Source organism: Paenibacillus cremeus (genome assembly GCF_007786445.1).
Taxonomy (GTDB): domain Bacteria; phylum Bacillota; class Bacilli; order Paenibacillales; family NBRC-103111; genus Paenibacillus_G; species Paenibacillus_G cremeus.
In genome coordinates, this window is the sequence record NZ_VNJI01000021.1 from 48123 (window position 1) to 71024 (window position 22902).

Here is a 22902-nt window from a genome sequence, read left to right on the forward strand (position 1 = left end):
CCCCATTAATCTTTATACGGATCAAACTCGTCAGCCCCCGCCATGCAAACTCCGATTGGCTTCAGCACGTGAAGCACCTCAACCGTTTCTGCATGCGCATCGAGCACCTCCTGCAGCTTTCGATACACGAACGGACTCTCGTCGGTACCCGCACCGCGCAGTTCTACGCCATATGCCCGAACGGCCTCCTGCATTGGCTTGGGAGAAATTTGCCCGCCGGTGCTATGAGCGAGAGCAAGCTCGACTGAACCGGACCCGACCGATGACGGATGCGGAAGAATTCGCTGAACTGGTCAACGCGGTCGTTCATTTCGAGAAAAAATATGACGGCACATATGAGGAAACGCTTGGCGCAAATCCGGAGCTTTCGTCTGACGAAGCCCGCGATGCCCAGCAGTGGAGGGGCTTGCTGCGATCGATAGAAAGGCGGGGAGCCGACGCTTGAGCAAATCACAATGCACGGCTAGACCGCCGTCAAGTATAACGCAATTAGAACGGGATTACGCACATATCCTAATGGACCCCGAGACGGGGATGGATCTGGATTGATCTCTTCCCGCAAATTTACACGCCATACGTTCGTCTTCGTCGATGGGTCTCGTTTGCTTGTGTTCATCCGCCCGAAGATACCAAGTTGACTAATATCACACGCTACCCCAACTTTTATCATCAGGAACTACATACGATTATGGAGCATATTTTCTTCTCGCTTGTGGCGGCGAAAAAGATTTAAGGTGACTAACACTTTTTTAATCACATTCTGGTATCTCCTTTAATATGCTGGTGAGTTCAGGCAGTGCTCTAATAATTCGATACGGCTGATCCTCTGCCTTCGATGGAATTCCCTGTCCCTTATGATCAATCCAAATGCCTTTTATGCCAATTCGCTGTGGAGCTACAATCTCCCATTGATAATTATCTCCGACCATCCAAGTATCTTCAGGACGGACATCCAATGCTTTTACTGCATGGAAATAAATACGCTCATCCGGTTTTCCGATACCGAATTCACCTTCAACAAGGATGCAGTCAAAAAAGGGAGCCAGACCAAATTTGCGAATTTTTTCCCATTGCGGCTTAGCATTTCCGTTCGTTAATAAGGCTAACTTTAGACCACGACTTCGGAGATCGCGGATCGTCTCGATGGCATTAGGAAATAACGAAACTGCCTTATCACGTTCCTCCCCGTAAGTCCTCGCAATATTACCAGCTAATGCTTGGTCATCTATATTGAATTTCATTAACGCTGCGCCGATAATCTCCTGCCTTGCCTTGTAAAGGTCCAGCCTTCCTACGCGATGACGCTCCGGATCACTCCAATGCCATGAAGCTCTTTCCTTAATTCGCAATAGCAAATCTTCTGGATTAACATTGTTTTCTCCTGCTAGATGGTCCTGAATAGACTTCCTCCAGCACCCATCCGTATCTACACCTTGATCGTAAGCAAGGATGGTATCATCCATATCAAGCAGTATGGCTTTCGGTAATTGATCGTTCATTTTTCCACACTCCGAATAAAAGATTTCTGTATTAAGGTTGGTAACTCGTGGAGACCACGAACAGTTAAGACATTATGATCTATTTCGTTGTATAAGGTTTTCAATATTAATGAAATTTAAGCTTACTCACATGTTGAATTTCTTAATATTAGGGATTGGAAGTGGAGATCGCCCTTTTCCTGTGGCACTACATTAAAGTAAACCAGTTCAAAAATGGAACTAACAAGCTCTCTTAGCCTTGCATCACTAAAAAAGGAAAAAAAGCGTTTTGGTTCACACGAATCTTCCTCCCAGACTCCTTCGGAATCCCTTCCGCCATAAACCCCCATATAAAACAGTCCATTCGGTTTTAGTACTCTCTTGATCTCCATTAACACACTGGAAATGTTTGCTTTGGGAACATGTAGCAGGCAGTTTAGTGCATATACGGCATCAAATGATTGGTCCGAATAGTCTAAGTGATAAAAATCCATGACAGATGCATTTAAGCCTTTTTCCTTACATGCTTTTATCATTTCATCCGATATGTCTATACTTGTTGTGTCCAAGCCCCTGTCAAAAAAATAGAGGCTATCTTGCCCTGTTCCTGCTCCAATTTCAAGCAAAGATTTCTTTTCTTCATCCAGGAGAAGTTTTAAAAACTGTTCTCTTTCATCTACTTTCCACGATGATTTGTCATGTTGATTACGGCGATGTGCATCGAAATTATACGCTTGTACTAGGTTACGTTTAAAAGCTGCATCCATGAATATAACCTCCTCATGCATAATGTATATGGGACAATCGCTCCAAACAACGCAAAGCCAATCCAAACTACAAGAAGATCGTTACCCCCATTATTTTCCTTACCATTGTTATTGTATCACCTTACATATTTTGATATATCGGATTATTTATTGTTCGATGCGCCCCTGTACTACAGTTCGTTACTTCTACATTCCCTCCACCAAACTACAATACCTCCGAAACCGTGCCAGCACGCGGCTCACCTGCGAAGCCCGCTCCTCGAGCGTTCCTCTCAACAGGAAATACGGGATCCTCCGCATCGCGAGGTCCGCTAGAATCTGCTTCTGAAACACCTGCCGCTGGACATCGCCGGAGCGATCCCAAGTATCTGCATACGGAATGTCCGTGTTGCAAACAAACACCAAATCATACCGCGACGCCGCCTCTACAGCCAATTCCGTTAGCCGAGGTGTAGCTTTGCCATGATAATAACGCGAAAACATGTACGTGGTGATCGCATTGGTATCGACATCCCGTGCGATCTGCACGAGCCGCTCTTCCCGCTCCAGATGCCCCTCGGCGATCTCCTCCAGCTGAACCAAAGTTAATCTTCGCGCCACTTGGTGCGTTTCCCAATATTCCCTGCCGTACTCCGGCGTCCACACCGTCTGATGTTGCTCCGCCAGATGGGCGGCTAGCGTCGTTTTACCCGTGGAAGGCGCGCCGAGAAGATAGCAATTGTCAACTTACTTTCTATGCTGTTCGATCAGGCTCATTTTTAGCTCCCAGGCCGCCGTGCTCAAATCCACCGGATATGACTCCGGGTTCAGCTTGCGCAAATATTCCGGCCAAAATAACGCCAGCTGCTCGCGATGGTACTCCCGAATTTGCGCCAACGTAGGAAGCTTATACACCAAGGCGCCACCTTGAAAAATCGGCTGCAGCAGCGGTAGTGCCTCGTAATCCTCCACATACTTATGAATGTATGGGTGCACCGGGTCAAACAGCTTAATTCGCTCCCCTTGCGATACATCCGTCTCGCCTTTCAAAGCGATGTAATCGGCTTCTGCTTTCCCCGTCTGCTGGTTCACGATCCGGTACACGTCCTTCACGCCAGGCGTCGTGACCTTCTCGGGGTTGCCCGAGATTTTGATCACCGGAACGAAATCCCCGTCCTTCTCCCGCGCCACCAGCTTATACACCCCGCCCAAGGCCGGTTGGTCTCCCGCCGTAATGAGCTGGGTCCCTACGCCCCAGGCGTCGATGCGCGCCCCTTGCGCCTTCAGGTTGAAAATAATATGCTCATCCAGATCATTCGACGCGACGATTTTTACATACGGCAGCCCTGCAGCATCCAGCATCTCCCGAGCCTTGATGGACAAGTACGCCAAATCTCCGCTGTCCAGCCGGATCGCCTGCATTCGTTTGCCGCGCGCTTCTAGCCACCGGGCTGTTCGAATGGCGTTCGGGAGGCCGCTTTTTAGCGTGTCATAAGTGTCCACCAGGAGTGTCACTTGGTCCGGCAGCGCCGCTGCATACCGCTCGAACGCGTTCGCCTCCGAGTCGTGGCTTTGCACCCAAGCATGCGCATGCGTGCCTTTGGTCGGAATGCCGAACAGCATCCCGGCCCGGAGATTCGAGGTAGCGTCGAAGCCGGCCAAATACGCTGCCCGCGCTCCCCAGATCGCCGCATCTGCCTCCTGAGCGCGCCTTGTGCCGAATTCCAGCAGCATGTCGTTCGGGGCGACTTGCTTGGTGCGCGCCGCTTTGGTTGCGATGAGCGTCTGGTAGTTCAAGAAATTCAGCACCGCCGTCTCGATCAGCTGCGCCTCCATCACTGCCGCTTCCACCCGAATCAGAGGCTCCCCGGGAAACACCACCGTCCCTTCCGGCACCGCATAGATGTCCCCGGTAAACTTAAACTGCCGCAGAGCCTCCAAAAAATCCGGAGCATAAGCCTCCTCCTGCTCAGCCAAATACGCAAGCTCCTCTTCCCCAAAGCGCAAATTGCGCACATAGTCAACGATCCGCTCCAGCCCGGCACACACCGCAAACCCGTTGCCAAACGGCAGCTTGCGAAAATACACATCGAATACCGCGCGATGCAGGTGCGTCCCGTGCCCCCAATGGGCGTACATCATATTAATCTGGTATTTATCCGTATGAAGCGTCAAATTGGCGTCCATCGATATCCCTCCTCAAACTACAGTCGCTCCCAGCGTATGCTGAAAATGCCCCAACGCCCACTCATGCCCAGCCGGATTAAAGCTCGCCACCGCATCAGCATGCACCACCAGCGAAAAGCCTTTATTATACGCGTCGACCGCTGTGTGCAGCACACAAATATCCGTGCATACCCCGACCAGATGCAGCTCTTGGATGCCTCTCGCCCGCAGCCGAAGCTCCAGATCCGTCCCGCAAAAAGCGCTGTACCGCGTTTTATCCATCCAGTGCATACGTTCCTGGTACTGCGTATACACCTCATTCAGCCTGCCGTACAGCGCCCGGCCTTCCGTTCCCCGGATATTATGCGGCGGAAACAAGCGATGCTCGGGATGGTAGCGATCGTCTTCGTCATGAAGATCGACCGCCATGACCACATAATCCCCCGCTTCGGCAAACTCTGCCGCCAGCTCCGCGATCCGCTCTTCTATATCTATCGCCGGCTGCCCGCAAGGCAGCTTCCCCACCACAAAATCCACCGTATAATCGATCACAATCAGTGCTTTCATCTAGCCCAGCTCCTCATAATGTCATTTCGACAATATCAATAGTTAAAAAGAGACCCGCCTAGCTATAGATCGACAGCTGAGGCGAAAAATCCGTAAAACGATAGAGCTGCGCAGCCCTTTGCGAATAGCGGTTAGACAGCTTCGGCTCTCCGTGGCGGTCCTTTGCTTCCTCTATAATGCCTTTGCGGCTCTGCGTGGAGGTGATTTTGCGGATAAAATTACGCTCCTCAAAGTCCGGCACCACCGTTTGGATCACTTGATACAGCTCGCTTATCGTGAACTCCTCGGGCAAAAACTCCCTAGCGATCGTCGTAGTGAGCATTTTTTCCCTCACCTTACTCAGCGCATCCGTTAGAATCTCCCGATGGTCAAAAGCCAGCTCCATCCGCAGCGCCTCCTCCACCGGAACCAACCGCACATCCGCCGCATCATCATCGGCACGCCGCTTCAGAAGCCACTGCTCATGCACCAACGCAAAAAACGCATGGGAGAGAATCCACCCTCTCGGATCGCGGCCCGGCTTGCTGTACACGTTGAAGTACTCCATATGGACGTCGGTCACCCCGGCTTCCTCCCGCAGCTCCCGCTGGGCGCATTCGTACATGCTTTCTGTCTCCCGGCAAAAGCCTCCGGGCAAGGCCCACTGGCCTTCGAACGGCCATTTTTTCCGCTGAATGAGCAGCACCTGCAGCTCGCGGATCGGCAGCGCCTTCTTCGCCGTACTCTTCTCTGTGGAGGTAATGGTAAAAATGACGATGTCGCTCGGAGCCCCGTCCGGTGTCCGGTATTTGCTTGGGTTGTAGTTGGATTCGTTTTCGATGTTCGGATCCATGGCATATCACCTTGTCGTTTTGATATTATCATTATGACATAATTAAAATCAGTGTCAAGGGGCACACAAGAAAAAAAGCGCCGGCCCGTCTATCTATCTCAGGCCAACGCTCCATATTATGCGCTTCCCTCTTCCACTGTAAACGTGCGTAGCCGCCGCAGCGACGGGAATAAATACATCCACAAGCCTGCGACCACAATCGTGCCGATCCCACCGATGAACGTAGCCGGAACCGCGCCGAGGAACCCGGCCAGTGTGCCGGATTCGAATTCGCCGAGCTGGTTCGAGGTGCCCACGAACAGCGAATTGACCGCACTTACCCGGCCCCGCATCTCATTGGGCGTGTTCATCTGGACGAGGGTGGACCGGATCACCACACTGATGACATCCGAAGCGCCGGTCAGAAACAAGGCGATAAAGGATAAAACCAAGCTTGTAGATAGGGCAAACACCATCGTAGCCAAGCCAAAAATCCCCAACGCACTGAATAGCATCGGCCCTAGCGTATGCTTCAGCGGATAACGGGCCAGCACCAGCGACGTCAGTAACGCACCGATGGCCGGGGACGACCGTAGAAGCCCTAGCCCCCATGGCCCTGTGTGAAGAATATCCCGGGCAAAAATCGGCAGCAGCGCCGTCGCGCCACCCAACAAGACCGCGAACAGATCCAATGAGATCGTACCCAAGATCACCTTGCGGCGAAATACAAACTCAAGACCCGAGAAAATCGAGCGTACCGCCACCGGCTCCACCTTCCGTTCGCTTCGTTCCATCCGGATCGAGAAAACAAGCAACGAGGCCAGCAGCAGCGCCACCGTCGAGGTGATGTACACAAAGTCCGGCCCAATTGCGAACAGCACGCCCCCTAGGGACGGCCCCAGAATTTGGGCCGTTTGCCCCGCCGAAGCGGACCAGGCCGACGCCTGTGGAAGCATCGCCCTTGGGATCAGCTCCGGCACGAGCGCCTGCATACTGGGCCCTTCAAAGGCACGGCAAGCGCCAATCACAGCGGCCGCCAGCAAAATCTGCTCGCGCCCCACCCAGCCGGCGTGATTGCCGAAGACCAGAAAGGCTGCGACTATCGCTTCGAGGAACTGGCAGAAAGCCACGATTTTACGGCGGTCAAAGCGATCGGCGACTTGCCCGACGACCAGTGTCAGCAGCAGCATCGGCACGAACTGAGCCAGACCGACCAGCCCCAGACTGAACGCATCGTCAGTTATATTGTACATCTGCCACCCGATCGCCACGGAGAGCATTTGAAAAGACGTCGTCGACAAGATCCGGGCTACCCAGGACTTGGCATACGACGGCTGTCGCATCACAGAATCACTTTGCAGCAGCGCCATGCAGTTCACGACCTTTCGATAATTAGCGTGATTAATGCTCATAACTTTACCATAAAAAAATATTTCTTACCCTGCAAAATTTGCTAGAGAACATAGAAAAAAACCTCCGCCGGTGTGGGTGGAGGCTGCCTATTAATATTTTATCCCCTTAAGTACCGGGCTCAATCAACCGATGCTTATACCACTGCTCCCCGCGGAAACGCCACAAGAACACCGCGCCGCGCACACCCCATTCCAGCTCCATCGCGAGCCACACGCCAATCACTCCCCAGTGCAGCAGGATGCCAAACACATACCCCATCACCACGCGAAACAACCACATGGTCAGCATCGCCGTCACCGAGACGAACTTGGAATCCCCCGCCGCTCGAAGCGCTGCAGGCAGCAGAAAGCTGATCGACCACAGCGGAATCAATGCGATCGCGTTAATCAGCACCAGCCAATAGATATCATCTACAATCTCAGTCGGCGGATGAAAGAGACCGAGCAGCGGATGGAACAAAGGCATCATAATGATCGCCATCACGATGAACGAACAAGACGAAAGCCACAGAAACGACTTCGTCAGCTTCCTCGCATCTTGGATGTTCCTTCGACCAATGCACTGCCCGATCACCGTGACCGTGGTCGTAGATAAGGCGATCGGAGCAATTTGGTACACGACAGCTATGGACGAGCCAATCGCGTTCACCGCAATCGCATACGTGCCCAGGCTAACAACGAACGTTTGCGTTAAAATTTTTCCCCCGTTAAAAAACAGCTGCTCCGCCGCAAACGGGAGACCGATGAACAGAATCCTTTTGAACATGGAAAAGTTAATCATGACCGCATCGCGGATGCGATAGTGCAGGCTCGTATCCATCCGAACCAAGTAAAAAATCGCACAGGCCGCCGCCAAATAGCGGGAAATATTCACGGAAAAGACCATGCCGTGCACACCCATGTGCATCCAATTAATGAAAACCACGTTCAGAAGCAGGTAAGATAAGTTCATGACCAAGGAAAGCATCAGGGTCACCCGGGTTTTCCCGATCCCCCGAAGTGCGCCGCAAACCGCCTCCTTGATCGCAATCCCGACAAAAGATACCCCGCTGCCGATCAAGTAAATGCCGGCATTGTCAAGGACATCCGCTTCCGCTGCTCCGAACAGCAAGCTCAAGAGCGGCCTGGAAAACAGCACCACCAGCAAGCTGACACACACCGAAAACAAGGTAACCGCAGAGACCGAGCTGGCGGCCGCTTTGTCCACCATCTCGGTGTTGCCGCTGCCTTTATACTGAGCTACAACCACCGTTCCCCCCGTCGCAATCGCCACAAAGACGCTGATCAAGAACATATTGATGGAATCGACGGTACTCACCGCACTGACCGCCGCCACCCCGGACGAGCTGATCATCGCCGTGTTCACTAAGCTCAAACAAACCAGAAACGCCTGATCAATCAAGATCGGGAAAAACAATCCAAAAATTTGCCGGTAATCGATCGACTCGCCACTGAAATACTTTTCCAAAAACGCCTGCATTCGAAGCTTTGCATTGTTAGAATCCACGTTGTCACATTCTTTTTGTTAGATTTGGAAAGCCCTGAATCTCCACACCCATGCGCCCGACCGTCTTTAATATTTTATTTATTCCACAAGGAAGCCCGATATCCTGCCCGAAGGTGGTATTTCGAAGAATCGCCTAAAAGTGGAATAAGTTCTCCATTATTGACGGAACATAAAACAAATGATGCTAGGAGTATGATTATGTGGCTTTTAATATTGACTGTGATCGTATTTAACGCCCTATTTTTATTTATGCCTAAAAAGCTGAGTTCCATTGAGCTATTCTCTACATGCATGTTTGCCATGGTTTTACAGCAGATTGTTGATAACGTTTTTGACTTATTGCTCGACTGGTACGGATATTTTGCCCCAGGCATACAGTGGCCGTACTTGATCGTCAGCATTGGTATTTATCCTGCGGTCAACGCTATATTTCTCAATTACTATCAGTTCACGAGGAGCTTTGCACAGAGGTTTTGGTACATCGTGGGTTGGTGCGTATTTGCGGTGGTTTATGAATGGCTAGCCATTAAGTCAGGATACTTCTACCACCATCAATGGAAGCTTTGGCATTCGGCGATCGTCTATCCGTTCTTATTTTTAACCCTTCTGATGATTTTGAGCTTGGTTCGAGGCATGGTTAAAAAGTCAGTGCGTTAAGAGTAAAAAAGGATATACCGCATATATAATTCCCTTTTTTTGGATAAAATAGTTAAACAGAAAATTTGGGAGATGCTACATGGTCATTATCATATTCACGCTCAGCTTTCTAACGGTATTCCTCCTAACAAAATCATACCGGTACTTTCCTATTTACTACTCGACCATTCAGTATGTGTCCATGGTAGCTTTTGTCTATCCCTTAATTTGCCGAGGTTATATGGTATGGTCTTTTCCTGCTTGGGGACTATTTACAGATAAGGCCAATGAGCTGCTTCAAGCGACCGTGCTTTTTCCATCCACAACCGTGCTTTTCTTTCGGTATCTTCCGCACAGACTTTGGACTCGAGCTCTGTATTTCCTTGGATTCGTCGGATTATACGCGGGCATGGAGTGTCTTTTGATTACACGTAAAGAAATTCTTTATCAGCATGGATGGAGATTTGGGTGGTCGGTGTTTATTGATTTTTGCCTGTTCGCTTTGATGTGGATTCATGCGAAAAGCTGGAAGGTGGCCTATCCTATATCCCTGTGCATCTTAATTTTCCTCGTGGTCTTATTCCAAGTACCTATTGATGGTTAAGTGCTAATGAAGCATCATCATTAGATCCATTTAGCAGTACCTACGCAAAAACACCTCCAAGTGTGTCCATATCTTACGACATGGCCGCGTTCACTTGAAGGTGTTTTGTTTTATTTGGATTCAGACGGAGACTGTCGAAAAGGGCTGAGAAACGACTTGGGGATGTCAGATTCAAAACGCATGAGCTGACCCGTTGCAGGGTGTATGAAAGCTAACACTCGAGCGTGAAGACCCAGTCGTTTAATCGCATTTGATTTCGATCCATATTTTTTGTCCCCGACAATGGGATGGCCAATGTCTTGCATGTGGACGCGGATTTGGTTTTTCCGCCCGGTTTCGAGCTGGACCTCCAATAAGGAAAAGCTGCTGGCGGCTTGAATTGTCTTGTAATGCGTCACCGCGTGCTGACCGTCATTAGGACGATGGCTGGAGTACATTTTTAGCGTGCTGCTTTCTTTGAGCCAAGACGAAATCGTACCTTCCGGTTTCTTAATCTTTCCTTCCACCAAGGCCACGTAGATACGCTCCTTGACGGTGTCCTGCCAGGAGTTCTGAAGCAGCTGCTGAACCCTCTCGCTCTTGGCGAACATCATCACACCGGAGGTATCTCGATCCAGACGATGAACGACAAAAATGCGGCTTCCAGGATCCTTGGCCCGAACATGCGCCATGAGCTGCCGATAGGCCGTCATTTCGGTTTCTTGGGGAGAAGCGATGGACAGCAAGCCGGCCTGCTTCTGAATGACGATGATATCCTCGTCTTCATGCAAGATCGTCAGCCCGACGAACTGCGGTTCTTCAACAGCTCTATCCTTTCGAATGGTAACGGTTTGTCCAGGCTCAAGAGGGCGATTATACTCCGTCACGACCCGATCGTTGACCGATACTTGTCCGCGAGCTAGTAAGGCTTTAACGGAATTCCGGCCGAGATTGGATAGTTTATGCAGTAAAAAAAGCAGCAGCTCTGTCGGTTCTTTGACGGTAAATTGGCTGATATTGGGACGGTTCGGTTTCGAGTGGTTTGGATTCGGTTTGTTCTTACGCATGTTTGGATCTCCCGCTTCAATGATTAGTGTCAAAACCATTATACGGTCCACGCCGTAGATGTACAAATCAAGAGAAAAACAACACTTAAACATAAAATAAAAAAACTCCCTGGCAGGCCTTTGGAAGCCTGAGGGAGCTTGTACTTATTTTAAGCCCATTACTTCGGAAAGCGATGGAATCGCATTTTGCGCCCCCAGTCGGGTAACGGTGATGGAAGCCGCCAGCTGGGCGATCTCCACCGCCTCATCCATGCTTTTGCCAGACGTGATCATCGCCGCCAGCGCACCGGAGAACGTATCCCCTGCGGCTGTAGTATCGACGGCCTGGACTTTTCGTCCTTCCTTATACACGTTGTCGGAGCCGTTGTAATAGACGACGCCCTTTTCGCCAAGCGTGATGAGCGGATAGCGAATGCCTTTTGCCCGTAAGGCATTTAGTGCCACGAAAGCATCCTCAATATTCCGCACATCCACACCGGTATATAGACGGCACTCGATTTCATTCGGTGTAAAATAGTCCACGCCCTGCAAAATCGCATCCTCGATCGGTACGGCCGGCGCCGGATTGAGGAAAATAGGCACCTTCCCCTTCACTAGCTCAATAGCCGTATGAACAGATTCCATCGGAATTTCCAGCTGCAGCATGACCGCGGCGGCCGAAAGCAGCTCATCCTTGTACCCGGCGATATATTCGGGGGTAACCTTGTCGTTGGCGCCACTATCTAAAATAATGCTATTATCGCCCTCGCATACCGTGATCGCGGCAACCCCCGTCGTAACGCCAGCTTCAGCCGTCATGTAATCCGTACGAACACCGAAGCCGGAAAGGCTGTCCATCAAAGAGTGACCGAAAAGATCATCCCCGACTTTAGCCATCATCCAGGTCTCCGCGCCCAGCTTAGCGCAAGCTACAGCTTGATTGGCCCCTTTGCCGCCGGGCGATAGGAAAAATCCGCCGCCATGAATCGTCTCGCCGACACTCGGGATCCGATCCGTCTGCATCACCAAATCCATATTGGCGCTGCCAATGACAATAATCCTCATTCAGGCACCTCCCTCGATTCAGCCGATGCTTATTTATCCGAAACCAGCAGGCTGACTACCTTGCCTTTATTCACATCAATCAAGCCGAAATCCGTGATCTTCAGCGCCGGGCTGACCGGCAAGGAATGGGTGCTGATGGACATGATCGGATTATAGTGATTGTAGCCGAGCGAACGCATCGCATCGGTCAGACGCTGCACTTCCTCAGCCGCCTGCTCCAGCGGCGCTTCCGTCAAGATTCCGCCTACCGGAAGCTGGAGATTCGCCAGTACCTGCCCCTGATGTACGACAGCAAAGCCCCCTTGATTCCGGATGACCAGATTGGCAGCCAGCTGCATATCAGCCGGATCATGCCCCACGACAAGCAGGTTATGATTATCGTGCGAGTAGGTCGTAGCGATGGCGCCGCGCTGAATCGTATCGCCGCCGATCAGGCCATAGGCGCGGCTGCCGCCTTTGCCGTAACGCTCGAAGGTGGCGATCAGTCCGAAGCCGCTCTCCTGCCACTGAAGCTGTCCGTCCTTGACCTCCGCTTTCCCGATATGCTCCTCGGTAAACGTCGAGCCGTTCTTTACCAGCATCACACGGCAGCTGTGAGTTCCGTCAACAGCCTCTACAGGAACGTTGAAATCCTTCATCTCCAGCTCGTTCAGCTGCACGCTGCGGTAAAAGTGCGCAGGGAACGTATATGAACAGTCAGTTGCATTGTAGGGCTCGCCCGCCGTATAGACGCCTGTTCCGTTCTTGTATACTTGCTCGATCGTCAGCTGCTCCAAATCCGACAGCAGCACGAAATCCGCAACCTTGCCCGGTGCGATGGCTCCGCGGTCATACATTCGCATCCGGCGAGAAGGAGTGAACGTGGCGGCGTAGATCGCTTTTTCCGGCGTCATCCCCATTCCGATTGCTTTGCGGACAATATGGTTCAAATGCCCCCGGCGCTGGAAGGAATCCGGCATGACGTCGTCGGTCACAAAGCAGAAATGCTCCGCTACATCCTGATGGATCAAATACTGCATGACTTCATCCGTCATCGACTTTTCCTGAATTTCAAGGAACATCCCGGCGGCGATCCGCGCCTCCATGCCTTCGACCGTTTGATGCGTATGGTCCGAATCGACCCCGCTGTAGATCACGCGATGCAGATCAAGGTCCAGAAGCTTCGGAACATGCCCCTCAATGATCAGCTGCGGATAGTGCTCGCGCATGTGGTTCAAGATCCGGTTCGTTTTGCAGTCGGGATCGGTGATAACGTCCACATAGTTCATAATCTCGCCCAAGCAAATAATGCGCTCGGTCCGCAGCAGCTCGTCCATATCCTCGATCTCGATTGCTCCGCCCGTCGTTTCCATGGAGGTCGCCGGGACGGAGCTCGGCAGCGCGTAGAACATGTCGGCCACGCACTCCTTGCTCGCCGCGATCATTTCCTTGATGCCCTCGAGGCCAAAAACGTTCGCCATTTCGTGCGGCTCGGGAACGATGGTGGTCACCCCGTTCTTGATTAAGCCGTTAGAGAATGCATGCGGAGTCACCATGGTGCTCTCGATGTGCAGATGAATATCGACCAGCCCTGGGATCATGTAGCGTCCTTGGCCATCCAGCCGCTCAGCCGCTTCGAAGCTGTCAGCCCCCTTGGGACCGATGTAAAGGAACCGGCCGTCCAGAACCGCCGCATTCCCGGGAACGAATTTTTTAAAATAGCTGTTAAAAATGTTTATATTCTCAATAAGCAAATCCACTTTCATGATGTCGTACCTCCCCGTTGCACTACTCCACCAATACCAGCTTCTCGCTAGGCAGCACCAGACGAACTGGCTGTCCGCTGGCATAAGGGAGCTCCATTTCTTTATTGACGGTAAAATCGCCGAGCGGCGTCTCCACCACATATTGATAGCTGCGTCCAAGGTAGGTGCTGACCTTCACTCGTCCGCTCAGCTGATTGGCTTCCGCCGCAAGCTCCTGCTCGGTGCCCATCAGCACGTCATCGGGGCGAATAGCCCCCTTCATGCCTTTAGACTTGACCTGACCTGGCGCGATCTGCGACGAGAAAGTATAATCCTTCACCCGAAGCAGGATGGCCCCGATGTTGGAGCCTTCCTCCCGGCTTTCGAAAGTGATAAAGTTCGTAAAGCCGATAAAGCGGGCGACAAATTCAGTCCGCGGGTACTTGAAGGCAACGGATGGCTTATCCAATTGCTCGATAATCCCTTTATTCATGATGGCCACCTGGTCCGAGATGGAGAAGCATTCCTCCTGATCATGGGACACGTAGACCGTAGTAATGCCGAGCTCCTGCTGGATGCGCCGAATCTCCACCCGCATGTTCACGCGCAAATTCGCATCCAGATTGCTGAGCGGCTCGTCAAACAGCAGCAGATCGGGCTCGATAACGAGCGCCCGCGCGATGGCCACCCGCTGACGCTGTCCACCGGACAGCTCCTTCGGGAACCGCTTCTCGAAGCCGGACAGGCTAACCGTCTCCAGGATTCGGCTCACTCGCCGCTCCACCTCGGCCCCGCTCACCTTGCGCAGTCGAAGCCCGAAGGCGACGTTATCGAACACGTTCAGGTGCGGAAAGAGCGCATAGCTCTGAAAAACAAAGCCGAAGTTACGTTTGTTCACAGGCACTCGCGTATAATCTTTGCCATTCAGCATAAACTTCCCCTGCTGCGCTTCCAGAAAGCCCGCGATCAGTCGCAGCGTCGTCGTCTTGCCGCAGCCGCTTGGACCGAGAAGCGAAATGAGGCTCCCTTTTTCCACGCTCAGGTTAAAGTCTTTCAATATATATTGTTGATCGTAGGCGACCGACACGTTTTCCAAGGTTAGCAATGCCATGGACGAAAGCCTCCATTATCGTTTGGTAAAATAAGACAGACCCATGAGCCGTTCGATCAAAAACATCACAACAGCCGTAAACACCATAAGCAGCACGGAAATCGCGGCGATGGTCGGATCGAAATGGTTCTCCACGTAGGTTAGCATTTGAATCGGCAGCGTGCTCACACCCGGTCCGGTCATAAATACCGAAATGTCCACATTATTGAACGATTCCAGAAAAGCAATCAGCACCGCGGCGATAATGCCCGATTTGATATTCGGCAGCACCACCTTGAAGAAGGTGGCAAGTCGGCCGGCTCCAAGACTTAAAGCCGCTTCCTCCACGGCGAAATCAAAGTTGGATAAGCTGGAGGCGATCACCCGGATTATAAAAGGAAGCATGATCACCGTATGCCCGAACAGCAGCGCCGAATAGATCGGCAGATGATAGGCCGAGACTAAATATTTCAGCATGGTGAAGCCCAGAACAATGCCCGGGATCAGCACCGGCGAAATAAATACCGCATTCAGCGCTTCCTTGCCCTTGAAGGAGAATCGGCTCAGCGCATAAGCGGCCGGCAGTCCAAGCAGCAATGCGAGCACGTTGCCCGCCAGCGACACCAGTATGGAGGTGTAGAACGTTTTGACAAACATGGTTACTTCCAAAATATTGTGGTACCACTTGAGCGAAAAGCCCGTCGGCGGAAACTTCAGCACGCTGGTCGGTTCAAACGAAGCAACCGCAATAATAAGCAGCGGCCCCAGCAAAAAAATATAGACAAGTAGAGTAAACAGGCCGAGCCCTCGATTGTTCTCTCGCATCCGACTACCCCTTTGGATTCACTTTATTAGCGAGTTTGTTCATTAGCGCGATCACGATAAACGTAATGGCCATCATTATCGTGGCCACGACGGAGGCCAAGTACCAGTCGTTCAAGGTGATGGCGTTCTGGTACAGGAAGGTGGAAATGACGCGCTGCTTGCCCCCGAGCAAGGCCGGAGTCGTATAAGCAGTCAAGCTGCCGACGAACACCAGGATGCTCCCGATGATGAGGCCCGGAACGCTTAACGGAACGATCACCCGGACGAACGCCTTCAGCCGGCTGGCGCCAAGACTCTCCGCCGCCTTGAGCAGATCGGGATCGATATTCTCCATGACGCCGACCAAGGTGATAATGATGAGCGGGAGAAACAGATGCACTAGGCCGATCATCATCGCCGTTGGCGTATAAAGGATATCCAGCGGCTCCTTCACGATGCCTAAGGCCACTAGCGTATTGTTGAGCAGCCCTTTTTTGCCGAGAATGATCATCCAGCTGAACGAACGGACGACGGAGCTGGTCAGCAGGGGAAAAATCGCCAGCCCCAGCAGCACCGCTTTCTGTCTCGGATTTCGGCGGGAAATATAATAGGACACCGGGAAGCCAATTAATACGCATAAGATGGTCGTGACCAAGCTGACCCTTAAGGTGGTCCATAAAATTTTCAAAAAGTACGGGTCTCCAAAAAAGTGCCAATACCCGCCGAACGACAGCTCCCCCTTATCGAAAAAGGTGGAGCCGACGGTCAGCAGAATGGGAATCAGCATAAATGCCGCCAGAAAGACGAAGCCCGGCAGCAGCAGTAGCATGATGTACGATCTCTTCATTGACTGCATTCTCCTATTCCCTTTGGTTCGCTAGGCGTCCAGCACGCGAAGAAACATGTCCAGGAATGCCTCCGCATCCACTTCGGTGCATACTTGAACGTTCGGCTCACGCTGCAGCCGATTCTGAAAGTCGCAAACCGTTTGGCCGTCGCAGAGCTCGCTCCTCGTCTCTACGTCGACATAATACGATTTCATCGTGACCACGGAGCGATCGAGTGCGACTCCGACCGCCAGCGGGTCATGCATGGCGCAGGCCCGGACCCCATTGCGCTCGAAATAGCGGTTCAAATAATCTCGGGTGCTTTCACGAACATATTCCCGGATACTCTCGTTGCTTAGGCCGTTAATGTGCTCTTCCGTCAGCAGCGCCTTGCGCGTCACATCCAGCCCAACGAGAATCAAAGACGGGAATCCGGCCTGGAAGACGAGTCTCGCCGCTTCCGGATCCACATACATGTTGTACTCGGCGGTAGGCGTCACATTGCCGAAGCTCGACACGACGCCGCCCATGACAATGACTTCCTTCACATCGCGCACAAGCTCCGGATACTTGCTGAGCGCGGCGGCCAGATTCGTCAGCGGCGCCGTCATGATCAGCGTCACCTCTCCGGGGAAACGGCGTACTTGGTCGACAATAAAGTCCGCCGCATAGCCATCGGATGGATGCTTATGCAGCGGCATCCCGCGCAGGGCTCCTCCGAGTCCGTCCTTGCCATGCACCCGATGCTCAAAATGCTCGGGGCGAAACAGCGGCTTGCTCGCGCCGCGCACCACCGGAATATGCTCGGCTCCGATGAGCTGCAAGATTTTGCAAGTATTCTCCGTAGCCTGCGCCAGCGATACATTGCCGCTTACGGTGGTGATGCCCAGAAGATCGAACTCCCCGCTTTTGACCGCGAGCAAAATGCCCAGCGCGTCATCCACACCCGTATCTACGTCCAAAATGACCTTTTTGCCCATCATGACGTTCCCTCCTCCCGCAAAAAAACAAGGGTACATGCCCTATTGCCATATACCCTTGTCAATTTTGGCTAATCTTATTGCGTCTTATTGTGCAACCTGCTTGTTAAACCGGTCGATCCACGCCTTCAAGTTCTGATTGACGAGCTTCATATCCAATTTGATCAATTTATTAACGGTGTCCGCACCGTAAGTAATCCCTTGCGTATCCGCACCTGTCAGCTGGAGCTTCGTATTGACCGGCGAATCGACCTTCGCCTTCGCTACCTTCTCCTGCACTTCTTTGCTCAAGTGGTAGTTGATGAAATCTTCAGCGAGCTGCTTGTTCTTGCTGCCCTTCACGATGTTCACCGTGTTCATGATGGCATAGCCGCCTTCTGTCGGAGTAATGAACTTCGTCTCTGGAACGGCTGCCTTCAGATCCTTCACATACATTTCCATGATCGGTCCAGCGGCGATTTCACCTTGAGCGAACATGTTGACGAACTCGGACGTTTGGCCGTAGTACTTCACTACGCTCTTGTTCAGATCCTTCAGCTTCGCAAACGCTTGATCTTCGTTAAATTGCGTGCTGCCTGCTACTCGGGATGCCGCATCCAAAATCATTGGACCGGTCGTGCCCGTAATGTTCGGCATGGTCAGCTTCTTCGCCAGCTCAGGGCTCCACAGATCGCTCCACGACTTCAGCTCTTTGCCGCCGGTCGCTTTCGGATTATAGGCGATCCCCAGCTGAGCGATCGTGTAGGCAGGCCCGTAGTCTTGACCCAACGGCGCCTTCGCCATGTCATAAATGTCATTCAAATTCGGAATCCGGCTGCGGTCGATTTTCTCAAACACGCCTGCATCGATGCCTTGCTGCGCATAATAGTCGGACAAGTAGATCAGGTCTACATTGGAAGTGCCTTGGCGCACCTTATTCAAACGGTCGGCATTGTTGCCCGTATCGAGCACGATCTTCACATTATGTTCCTTTTCGAATGGCGCGTAGATTTCCTTTTTGAAAAAGTCGTCGGAAAATCCCCACGTCGAAATCACGAGCTGGGTAGGCTCTCCCTTTGGTGCCGGTGCTGGCGTCGCCGCGCCCGCTCCGGTATTCGCTTGCTCCTTAGGGGCGTTCGTGCCGCAACCGGCCAAAGCTAATCCGATAAGAGATACAGAAAGCAAACTGCGAACCATTTTTTTCACTTGAATGTTCCTCCCGAGTGTGTGATAAGCGAAGATCGATAAGCATGGCGTATCTAAGTAGTCTTTTCCAATGAAGCTCCCCTGATTCCTGAATCTCCCATTGCTCACAAAAAACAAAAAAAGCGCTCCTGAAAGAAGGTTCTTCTCTCAAGAGCACTTCGCATTGTAAACAATGAAAAGGCGTCTTTCCTGTGTGACGAGTCGCTTCCGGGCTCCCCTTAAGATAAATCAAAAGGAAAGCTCCTCTTACTCGCTCTTCAATATGATGTTGGTGATGGACCATTGGGTGTGCGGGTCGTAATCCCTTAACACAGCGTCGATCTTCAGCCCGAATTCCTGCTCCAGCCGATCGCGGATCCGCTTCTTGTATATCGAGGACATCGTGAAGTCGACCTCGTATTTCAATGTCGGAGCCTCGCCTTCCAAAGCGGTAGAGCGCGGGGATTTGCGGTGCTTGGCGTATAACGTGATGATGTTATCGTCGATCGCCGCTCGAAGTGACGTCGTGCCGAACCCGAACAATTCCTTGGAAATTTCATTGTACAGGTGACAGAGCTTCTTCTTATACTCAATGGAATCTGAGGGGAGCATGAGACCACCTTCTGAGAAAAATCGACCTATCGTCTCAAAATCTACTTTTATAATACATAGATTTTTGTATTTTAGCAAGCAATCGTTCGGTTTTCTTGCGCAAAATAGATGGTTTCGATCATCCGAGAAATGTTGGAAACGCTTTTTCCGAATAAAATCATCTCACTGTACCGCACTAATGTACTTTTGCAGGCTATCCTCAACACATTCGGAAATGAGCCGGTAGAATGGGTTCAACTTATTTTCCATACTGGCGGTCTCTAACGTATATCACAGTCAAAAAGGAATTGGACTTACAGCTGCTTCGCACCTTAAGCATCTTCCGATATTCTCCAGGAGTCACGCCGGAATGCTCCTTAAACAGCTTCCAGCCGCCAGCGAAGGCGCTAACAAAAGCAGCAGCAGCTTCTTTATTTGCCGCCACCGATCTGCTATTATCCCCCACAACGGCAGCGCCACCATCGAAGTGATCGATCCGATCGATACAAGCAGCCCACCTGTGCCACCGTGTATCCCTCATGCTGCAAACCGGTATGCTTCATTGGAGCCAGCATACCTTCCCCCCTCTCCCTTTCTACACCCCAGTGTACTCCCCCGCCCAAGGTGGAACATCTCAAAATTTCGGTGGAAGCACTTTGGTTTCTGGTCATACTAACAATGCTTCATTCTCATTTCTAATGGAAAGGAGGGGCTACCATGTCCAATAAAGCAAAAACGAAGATCACCAAATCTAAGCGCACGACTGAACGGGAGCAGCAATCCCGCCGATCGCCTGACCTGTCCGCGCAGAAAATGCAGCACGATCAGGTGAAGCAATGAAAATAAGCACCGGCCTCTTGGGGGACAGCCCCCTTGGGTCGGTGCTTTTATTCATATTTCTAACAGCTACACTTGAACCCGCAGCTCGTCGACAGACAACCGGCGCTGGCCCGCCTTCACTCTGGGCGCATCGATAATGACCGGAGCGGCTTCCCCCGCTTCCGTCATTCTTGCGATCAGTCGCACCTTGAGCTGATCCGCGACCTCCCGGTACGACTCTACTCCGGCCAAATTATGGAGCTCGTACGGATCGGCGGCCAAGTCGTACAGGAACTCCTCCTGGTACACGTCGGACCCGGCATCCCGATTCCCGTTTTTATCTGGCGCGAATACGCTGTATTTGTAGCGCTCCGTCCGGATCGCCCGCCCTACCTGCGATTCGCTGATTTGAACGAACACCTCTTCCGGCCAATGCTCCCGATCCCCGCTCACCAGCGGCACAATGGACCGTCCCTGCATTTCGACAGGAACCTCGATCCCCGCGGCATCCAGCAATGTCGGCGGCAGGTCGATCAGGCTCACCAGCTCCTTGATTCGCCGGCCCTCCTGAAAGCCAGGACCGCAGATCGCCGTCGGCACCCGGATCGAGCTGTCGTGGCACGAGCGCTTATACTCTGCGTTGCGCGTTTTAAAATGGCACGCATGATCGGAGGTAAACAAGACGATCGTGTCGTCGGATAAACGCATGCTTTTGAGGGCATCGTGCAGGCGGCCCAGCGCGTCGTCGAGCCGCTTGACCATCCCGTAATAGCCGTCGATGTGCTGATGCGCCGTTCCCCCCAATGCCGCCAAGTCCGGTGGAAGCCAGCGGCCTCCGTAGGCGCCTTGATACACATCCGGCGACGGATAGTTATCCAAATGGTTTTGGTGATGCGGCTCAATATAGGAGATAAACAGAAAGAACGGATCATCCTGATTCTGATGAATATAGCGGATCGCGGCATCGGTCAAAGCATCAACCCGGTAGCCGGGCAGCTTCACTTCACGGCAGTCGTTGTCGTACATGACTGTGTCGTAAGCATCCGAGGAAAACTCCAGCACGTTCGAGGCCAGCCAATAATCGTAGCCGCCTCTTCGCGGCTCCGACACCGGCTCTTCCTCAGCGAGGTGCCATTTGCCGATATAAGCGGTCTTGTAGCCGGCATCGCCAAAATGATGCGCCAGCGTCTTGGCATCCTCCGGCAGCGGGATCCCGTTGCGGTAACAGCCCGTGTCGGTCGCATACCTTCCGGTTTGCAGACAGCTTCGGGCCGGGCCGCACACCGGCTGACACGTAAACGAATGGTACACATGCGTGCCTTCGCCTGCCATGCGGTCAAAATTCGGCGTCAAATGCAGCGGATTGCCATGTACCCCTGTCGTATCCCACCGCTGCTGGTCCGTGAAAAACACGACGACGTTCGGACGTCCTTGCCTTTTTGATGGATTGCCGCTTCTACCCATACCCTTTCTCAGCTCCTTTTTAAGCATTAATGTAAACTGCCGCCCATCACTAGCTTGCTCCTGGCTTATCCTTTAAGCATACGTTTTTTTTCGCTCATCGTTAATCAAGAAATGCTTTCCCTTTGGACATTTGCTTCGATACCGTATCGACGATGTAAGCTACGATTTTATGCTTCGTTTTCCATTTCCGAACCTTTTTGGCCGGATCCCAGCCATTGGCCAAAACAATCTCCCTCAGCGTATCTAACTCACACCCGTTTAAGCGCTCCCGCAAAGCATCAGGTCCTTCTTTTGAAAAAATGGCAATCACATCGGGTATCATTGGAGCTGTAACCGGCTCGTTGGACTGGCCTGGCCCAGCTTTACTTTTGCGGGACTTCTCAGCTATCAAGCAGGTTCCTTCAAAAAGCCAGCCAGCGAACTGCTCATCCTGTTCGATCTTCTCCGCCAGCTTTATAAAGATAGAGGCCAGCTGTTTTCGATAGTCAGGATCTTTCATCTTGGACATATGTAATAAGCTCCTCCGCCAGGCTTTGAAATGCTTCATACAAACTGTTGCCGGAATTCCCGTACTTCTGTTTGAGCGTATTTACGCCTTCAGCATACTCCGCCGCATCTGCCGCTTTGGAAGCCAAGGGAACTTTCGTCTCAAACAATCGGGTCAGCTCGCCCTGCTCAGCCTGCATTTTCAAGCTGCGCAGCGTGGTGTTATGCCTGCTCACATTGGATCGGTACATCGAAGCAACTACACCCAGGAGTTGGACTTCCCCGCTCGATTTTTTCCGATTGAAGTTTTTAACGCTAGAAATAATTTGAGGGATGCCGTACGTAGACAAATGATCGGGAATCGCTGGGATCAGATACCAGTCGCTAATATTCAATCCATTTTGAGTCACAATACCCAAATTCGGAGGACAATCGATGAGGACATAATCATAGTCATCCAGGTGGTTCTTTACCGCATTCTTCAACACATCAAAAGGCCGGATCAGGGCGGTTTGCCAAATATAGATCAACCTGTCTTGAATTTTCACAAAATCCAAACTGGACGGCAGCAGATGCAGATTGTCCAAACCTCCGAACAGGTTAGAGGTTCTTCGCACAATACTTTTGTCCATTTCAAAAGTGTATGTATCGTCAATATGATCCTTAAAAAGAGCGTACAGCGTTTGCCCACCCTCGTTCCTTCTCTTCCACTCATCCTCGCCAATTAAAGCAACCGTAGAATTCGTCTGCGGATCCAAATCGATCACCAACACTCGCTTATGGTGCTCCACCGCCAAAAACTCCGCCAAAGCTACCGTAATGGTTGTTTTGCCCACTCCGCCCTTCAGATTAATGATGCTGATTACGGTCGACATTTCGTGGCTTCCCCTCCCGGGATCATGACATGCCCTATATTTATTTCCAGGAAGGTTGTCT

At 51.9% G+C, this 22902-nt stretch carries 24 protein-coding genes and 2 pseudogenes; 4 read left to right on the forward strand and 22 right to left on the reverse strand.

Annotated elements, in window-relative coordinates; all coding sequences use genetic code 11:
* Positions 1-5 precede the first annotated feature (5 nt).
* Positions 6-221, reverse strand: a pseudogene (locus tag FPZ49_RS17480) (RtcB family protein); the annotation flags it as partial.
* Here FPZ49_RS17480 and FPZ49_RS17485 point away from each other — a divergent pair.
* Positions 173-445, forward strand: a complete 273-nt coding sequence (locus FPZ49_RS17485) for a hypothetical protein (RefSeq protein ID WP_222429922.1) — start codon at positions 173-175, stop codon at positions 443-445. The pseudogene FPZ49_RS17480 and the gene FPZ49_RS17485 overlap by 49 nt on opposite strands.
* Positions 446-749: 304 nt before the next feature.
* Here the strand turns inward: FPZ49_RS17485 and FPZ49_RS17490 are convergent, their stop codons facing one another.
* The 8 genes and pseudogenes from FPZ49_RS17490 to FPZ49_RS17525 form a co-directional block, all read right to left on the reverse strand.
* Positions 750-1499 (reverse strand): HAD family hydrolase, encoded by a 750-nt coding sequence (locus tag FPZ49_RS17490; RefSeq protein ID WP_144849265.1) that lies wholly within the window; start codon positions 1497-1499, stop codon positions 750-752.
* A 122-nt stretch (positions 1500-1621) separates the two neighbouring features.
* Positions 1622-2245 carry a class I SAM-dependent methyltransferase gene (locus FPZ49_RS17495; RefSeq protein WP_144849268.1) on the reverse strand — a complete coding sequence of 208 codons (624 nt, stop codon included), beginning with the start codon at positions 2243-2245 and terminating at the stop codon, positions 1622-1624.
* A 186-nt stretch (positions 2246-2431) separates the two neighbouring features.
* A pseudogene (locus FPZ49_RS17500) lies at positions 2432-2950 on the reverse strand (AAA family ATPase); the annotation flags it as partial.
* A gap of 21 nt (positions 2951-2971) precedes the next feature.
* Positions 2972-4411, reverse strand: coding sequence for a nicotinate phosphoribosyltransferase (locus FPZ49_RS17505; protein ID WP_186445884.1), 1440 nt, complete (start codon positions 4409-4411; stop codon positions 2972-2974).
* A gap of 12 nt (positions 4412-4423) precedes the next feature.
* Positions 4424-4957 carry a cysteine hydrolase family protein gene (locus FPZ49_RS17510; RefSeq protein ID WP_144849273.1) on the reverse strand — a complete coding sequence of 178 codons (534 nt, stop codon included), beginning with the start codon at positions 4955-4957 and terminating at the stop codon, positions 4424-4426.
* A gap of 58 nt (positions 4958-5015) precedes the next feature.
* Positions 5016-5789, reverse strand: a complete 774-nt coding sequence (locus tag FPZ49_RS17515; protein ID WP_144849276.1) for an NUDIX domain-containing protein — start codon at positions 5787-5789, stop codon at positions 5016-5018.
* A gap of 116 nt (positions 5790-5905) precedes the next feature.
* Positions 5906-7138: an MFS transporter gene (locus tag FPZ49_RS17520; RefSeq protein ID WP_144849279.1), complete on the reverse strand. Its 1233-nt coding sequence runs from the start codon at positions 7136-7138 to the stop codon at positions 5906-5908.
* A 148-nt stretch (positions 7139-7286) separates the two neighbouring features.
* Complete coding sequence (locus tag FPZ49_RS17525) at positions 7287-8687, reverse strand: MATE family efflux transporter (RefSeq protein WP_391563831.1); 1401 nt, start codon at positions 8685-8687, stop codon at positions 7287-7289.
* A 198-nt stretch (positions 8688-8885) separates the two neighbouring features.
* Between FPZ49_RS17525 and FPZ49_RS17530 the strand changes: the two genes are divergently transcribed.
* A complete protein-coding gene (locus FPZ49_RS17530; RefSeq protein WP_144849282.1) occupies positions 8886-9344 on the forward strand; it encodes a CBO0543 family protein in 459 nt (152 codons plus the stop codon).
* A 79-nt stretch (positions 9345-9423) separates the two neighbouring features.
* Entirely contained in the window at positions 9424-9927 is a 504-nt protein-coding gene (locus tag FPZ49_RS37480) for a CBO0543 family protein (protein WP_391563832.1), read from the forward strand.
* A gap of 110 nt (positions 9928-10037) precedes the next feature.
* On the opposite strand, the gene FPZ49_RS17535 is transcribed toward FPZ49_RS37480, so the two are convergent.
* From FPZ49_RS17535 to FPZ49_RS17580, 10 genes are all read right to left on the reverse strand, one after another.
* Positions 10038-10973: an RluA family pseudouridine synthase gene (locus FPZ49_RS17535; RefSeq protein ID WP_144849285.1), complete on the reverse strand. Its 936-nt coding sequence runs from the start codon at positions 10971-10973 to the stop codon at positions 10038-10040.
* A gap of 144 nt (positions 10974-11117) precedes the next feature.
* Positions 11118-12017 (reverse strand): ribokinase, encoded by a 900-nt coding sequence (gene rbsK / locus FPZ49_RS17540; protein ID WP_144849288.1) that lies wholly within the window; start codon positions 12015-12017, stop codon positions 11118-11120.
* A 29-nt stretch (positions 12018-12046) separates the two neighbouring features.
* Positions 12047-13762, reverse strand: coding sequence for an adenine deaminase C-terminal domain-containing protein (locus FPZ49_RS17545; RefSeq protein ID WP_144849291.1), 1716 nt, complete (start codon positions 13760-13762; stop codon positions 12047-12049).
* A gap of 22 nt (positions 13763-13784) precedes the next feature.
* Positions 13785-14852, reverse strand: a complete 1068-nt coding sequence (locus tag FPZ49_RS17550) for an ABC transporter ATP-binding protein (protein ID WP_144849294.1) — start codon at positions 14850-14852, stop codon at positions 13785-13787.
* 15 nt (positions 14853-14867) lie between these two features.
* The gene (locus tag FPZ49_RS17555) at positions 14868-15656 is read right to left on the reverse strand and encodes an ABC transporter permease (RefSeq protein WP_144849296.1); all 789 of its coding nucleotides are present in this window, start codon (positions 15654-15656) and stop codon (positions 14868-14870) included.
* Between the two features lie 4 nt (positions 15657-15660).
* Positions 15661-16482 carry an ABC transporter permease gene (locus FPZ49_RS17560; RefSeq protein ID WP_144849299.1) on the reverse strand — a complete coding sequence of 274 codons (822 nt, stop codon included), beginning with the start codon at positions 16480-16482 and terminating at the stop codon, positions 15661-15663.
* Positions 16483-16512: 30 nt separating this feature from the next.
* On the reverse strand, positions 16513-17442 hold the full coding sequence (locus tag FPZ49_RS17565; protein WP_144849426.1) for a nucleoside hydrolase: 930 nt from the start codon (positions 17440-17442) through the stop codon (positions 16513-16515).
* Between the two features lie 87 nt (positions 17443-17529).
* Positions 17530-18627, reverse strand: coding sequence for an ABC transporter substrate-binding protein (locus tag FPZ49_RS17570; RefSeq protein WP_144849302.1), 1098 nt, complete (start codon positions 18625-18627; stop codon positions 17530-17532).
* Positions 18628-18873: 246 nt separating this feature from the next.
* The gene (locus FPZ49_RS17575; protein ID WP_144849305.1) at positions 18874-19218 is read right to left on the reverse strand and encodes a DUF2294 domain-containing protein; all 345 of its coding nucleotides are present in this window, start codon (positions 19216-19218) and stop codon (positions 18874-18876) included.
* Between the two features lie 238 nt (positions 19219-19456).
* Positions 19457-19738: a hypothetical protein gene (locus tag FPZ49_RS17580; protein ID WP_144849308.1), complete on the reverse strand. Its 282-nt coding sequence runs from the start codon at positions 19736-19738 to the stop codon at positions 19457-19459.
* 176 nt (positions 19739-19914) lie between these two features.
* Between FPZ49_RS17580 and FPZ49_RS36820 the strand changes: the two genes are divergently transcribed.
* A complete protein-coding gene (locus FPZ49_RS36820) occupies positions 19915-20037 on the forward strand; it encodes a hypothetical protein (protein ID WP_261381464.1) in 123 nt (40 codons plus the stop codon).
* A 66-nt stretch (positions 20038-20103) separates the two neighbouring features.
* Here the strand turns inward: FPZ49_RS36820 and FPZ49_RS17585 are convergent, their stop codons facing one another.
* The 3 genes from FPZ49_RS17585 to FPZ49_RS17595 form a co-directional block, all read right to left on the reverse strand.
* The gene (locus FPZ49_RS17585) at positions 20104-21480 is read right to left on the reverse strand and encodes a sulfatase-like hydrolase/transferase (protein ID WP_144849310.1); all 1377 of its coding nucleotides are present in this window, start codon (positions 21478-21480) and stop codon (positions 20104-20106) included.
* Between the two features lie 100 nt (positions 21481-21580).
* Positions 21581-21988 (reverse strand): hypothetical protein, encoded by a 408-nt coding sequence (locus FPZ49_RS17590; RefSeq protein WP_144849313.1) that lies wholly within the window; start codon positions 21986-21988, stop codon positions 21581-21583.
* Positions 21966-22841 (reverse strand): ParA family protein, encoded by an 876-nt coding sequence (locus FPZ49_RS17595; RefSeq protein ID WP_144849316.1) that lies wholly within the window; start codon positions 22839-22841, stop codon positions 21966-21968. The genes FPZ49_RS17590 and FPZ49_RS17595 overlap by 23 nt, the downstream gene beginning before the upstream one ends.
* Positions 22842-22902 lie beyond the last annotated feature (61 nt).

What these genes read in the sequence shown, in the direction of transcription:
- FPZ49_RS17485 (WP_222429922.1), top strand. Translation starts at nt 173, where the DNA reads ATGCCCGAACGGCCTCCTGCATTGGCTTGGGAGAAATTTGCCCGCCGG.
- FPZ49_RS17490 (WP_144849265.1), bottom strand. Translation starts at nt 1,499, where the DNA reads ATGAACGATCAATTACCGAAAGCCATACTGCTTGATATGGATGATACC.
- FPZ49_RS17495 (WP_144849268.1), bottom strand. Translation starts at nt 2,245, where the DNA reads ATGGATGCAGCTTTTAAACGTAACCTAGTACAAGCGTATAATTTCGAT.
- FPZ49_RS17505 (WP_186445884.1), bottom strand. Translation starts at nt 4,411, where the DNA reads ATGGACGCCAATTTGACGCTTCATACGGATAAATACCAGATTAATATG.
- FPZ49_RS17510 (WP_144849273.1), bottom strand. Translation starts at nt 4,957, where the DNA reads ATGAAAGCACTGATTGTGATCGATTATACGGTGGATTTTGTGGTGGGG.
- FPZ49_RS17515 (WP_144849276.1), bottom strand. Translation starts at nt 5,789, where the DNA reads ATGGATCCGAACATCGAAAACGAATCCAACTACAACCCAAGCAAATAC.
- FPZ49_RS17520 (WP_144849279.1), bottom strand. Translation starts at nt 7,138, where the DNA reads ATGGCGCTGCTGCAAAGTGATTCTGTGATGCGACAGCCGTCGTATGCC.
- FPZ49_RS17530 (WP_144849282.1), top strand. Translation starts at nt 8,886, where the DNA reads ATGTGGCTTTTAATATTGACTGTGATCGTATTTAACGCCCTATTTTTA.
- FPZ49_RS37480 (WP_391563832.1), top strand. Translation starts at nt 9,424, where the DNA reads ATGGTCATTATCATATTCACGCTCAGCTTTCTAACGGTATTCCTCCTA.
- FPZ49_RS17535 (WP_144849285.1), bottom strand. Translation starts at nt 10,973, where the DNA reads ATGCGTAAGAACAAACCGAATCCAAACCACTCGAAACCGAACCGTCCC.
- rbsK (WP_144849288.1), bottom strand. Translation starts at nt 12,017, where the DNA reads ATGAGGATTATTGTCATTGGCAGCGCCAATATGGATTTGGTGATGCAG.
- FPZ49_RS17545 (WP_144849291.1), bottom strand. Translation starts at nt 13,762, where the DNA reads ATGAAAGTGGATTTGCTTATTGAGAATATAAACATTTTTAACAGCTAT.
- FPZ49_RS17550 (WP_144849294.1), bottom strand. Translation starts at nt 14,852, where the DNA reads ATGGCATTGCTAACCTTGGAAAACGTGTCGGTCGCCTACGATCAACAA.
- FPZ49_RS17555 (WP_144849296.1), bottom strand. Translation starts at nt 15,656, where the DNA reads ATGCGAGAGAACAATCGAGGGCTCGGCCTGTTTACTCTACTTGTCTAT.
- FPZ49_RS17560 (WP_144849299.1), bottom strand. Translation starts at nt 16,482, where the DNA reads ATGAAGAGATCGTACATCATGCTACTGCTGCTGCCGGGCTTCGTCTTT.
- FPZ49_RS17565 (WP_144849426.1), bottom strand. Translation starts at nt 17,442, where the DNA reads ATGGGCAAAAAGGTCATTTTGGACGTAGATACGGGTGTGGATGACGCG.
- FPZ49_RS17575 (WP_144849305.1), bottom strand. Translation starts at nt 19,218, where the DNA reads ATGCTCCCCTCAGATTCCATTGAGTATAAGAAGAAGCTCTGTCACCTG.
- FPZ49_RS17580 (WP_144849308.1), bottom strand. Translation starts at nt 19,738, where the DNA reads ATGAGGGATACACGGTGGCACAGGTGGGCTGCTTGTATCGATCGGATC.
- FPZ49_RS36820 (WP_261381464.1), top strand. Translation starts at nt 19,915, where the DNA reads ATGTCCAATAAAGCAAAAACGAAGATCACCAAATCTAAGCGCACGACT.
- FPZ49_RS17585 (WP_144849310.1), bottom strand. Translation starts at nt 21,480, where the DNA reads ATGGGTAGAAGCGGCAATCCATCAAAAAGGCAAGGACGTCCGAACGTC.
- FPZ49_RS17590 (WP_144849313.1), bottom strand. Translation starts at nt 21,988, where the DNA reads ATGTCCAAGATGAAAGATCCTGACTATCGAAAACAGCTGGCCTCTATC.
- FPZ49_RS17595 (WP_144849316.1), bottom strand. Translation starts at nt 22,841, where the DNA reads ATGTCGACCGTAATCAGCATCATTAATCTGAAGGGCGGAGTGGGCAAA.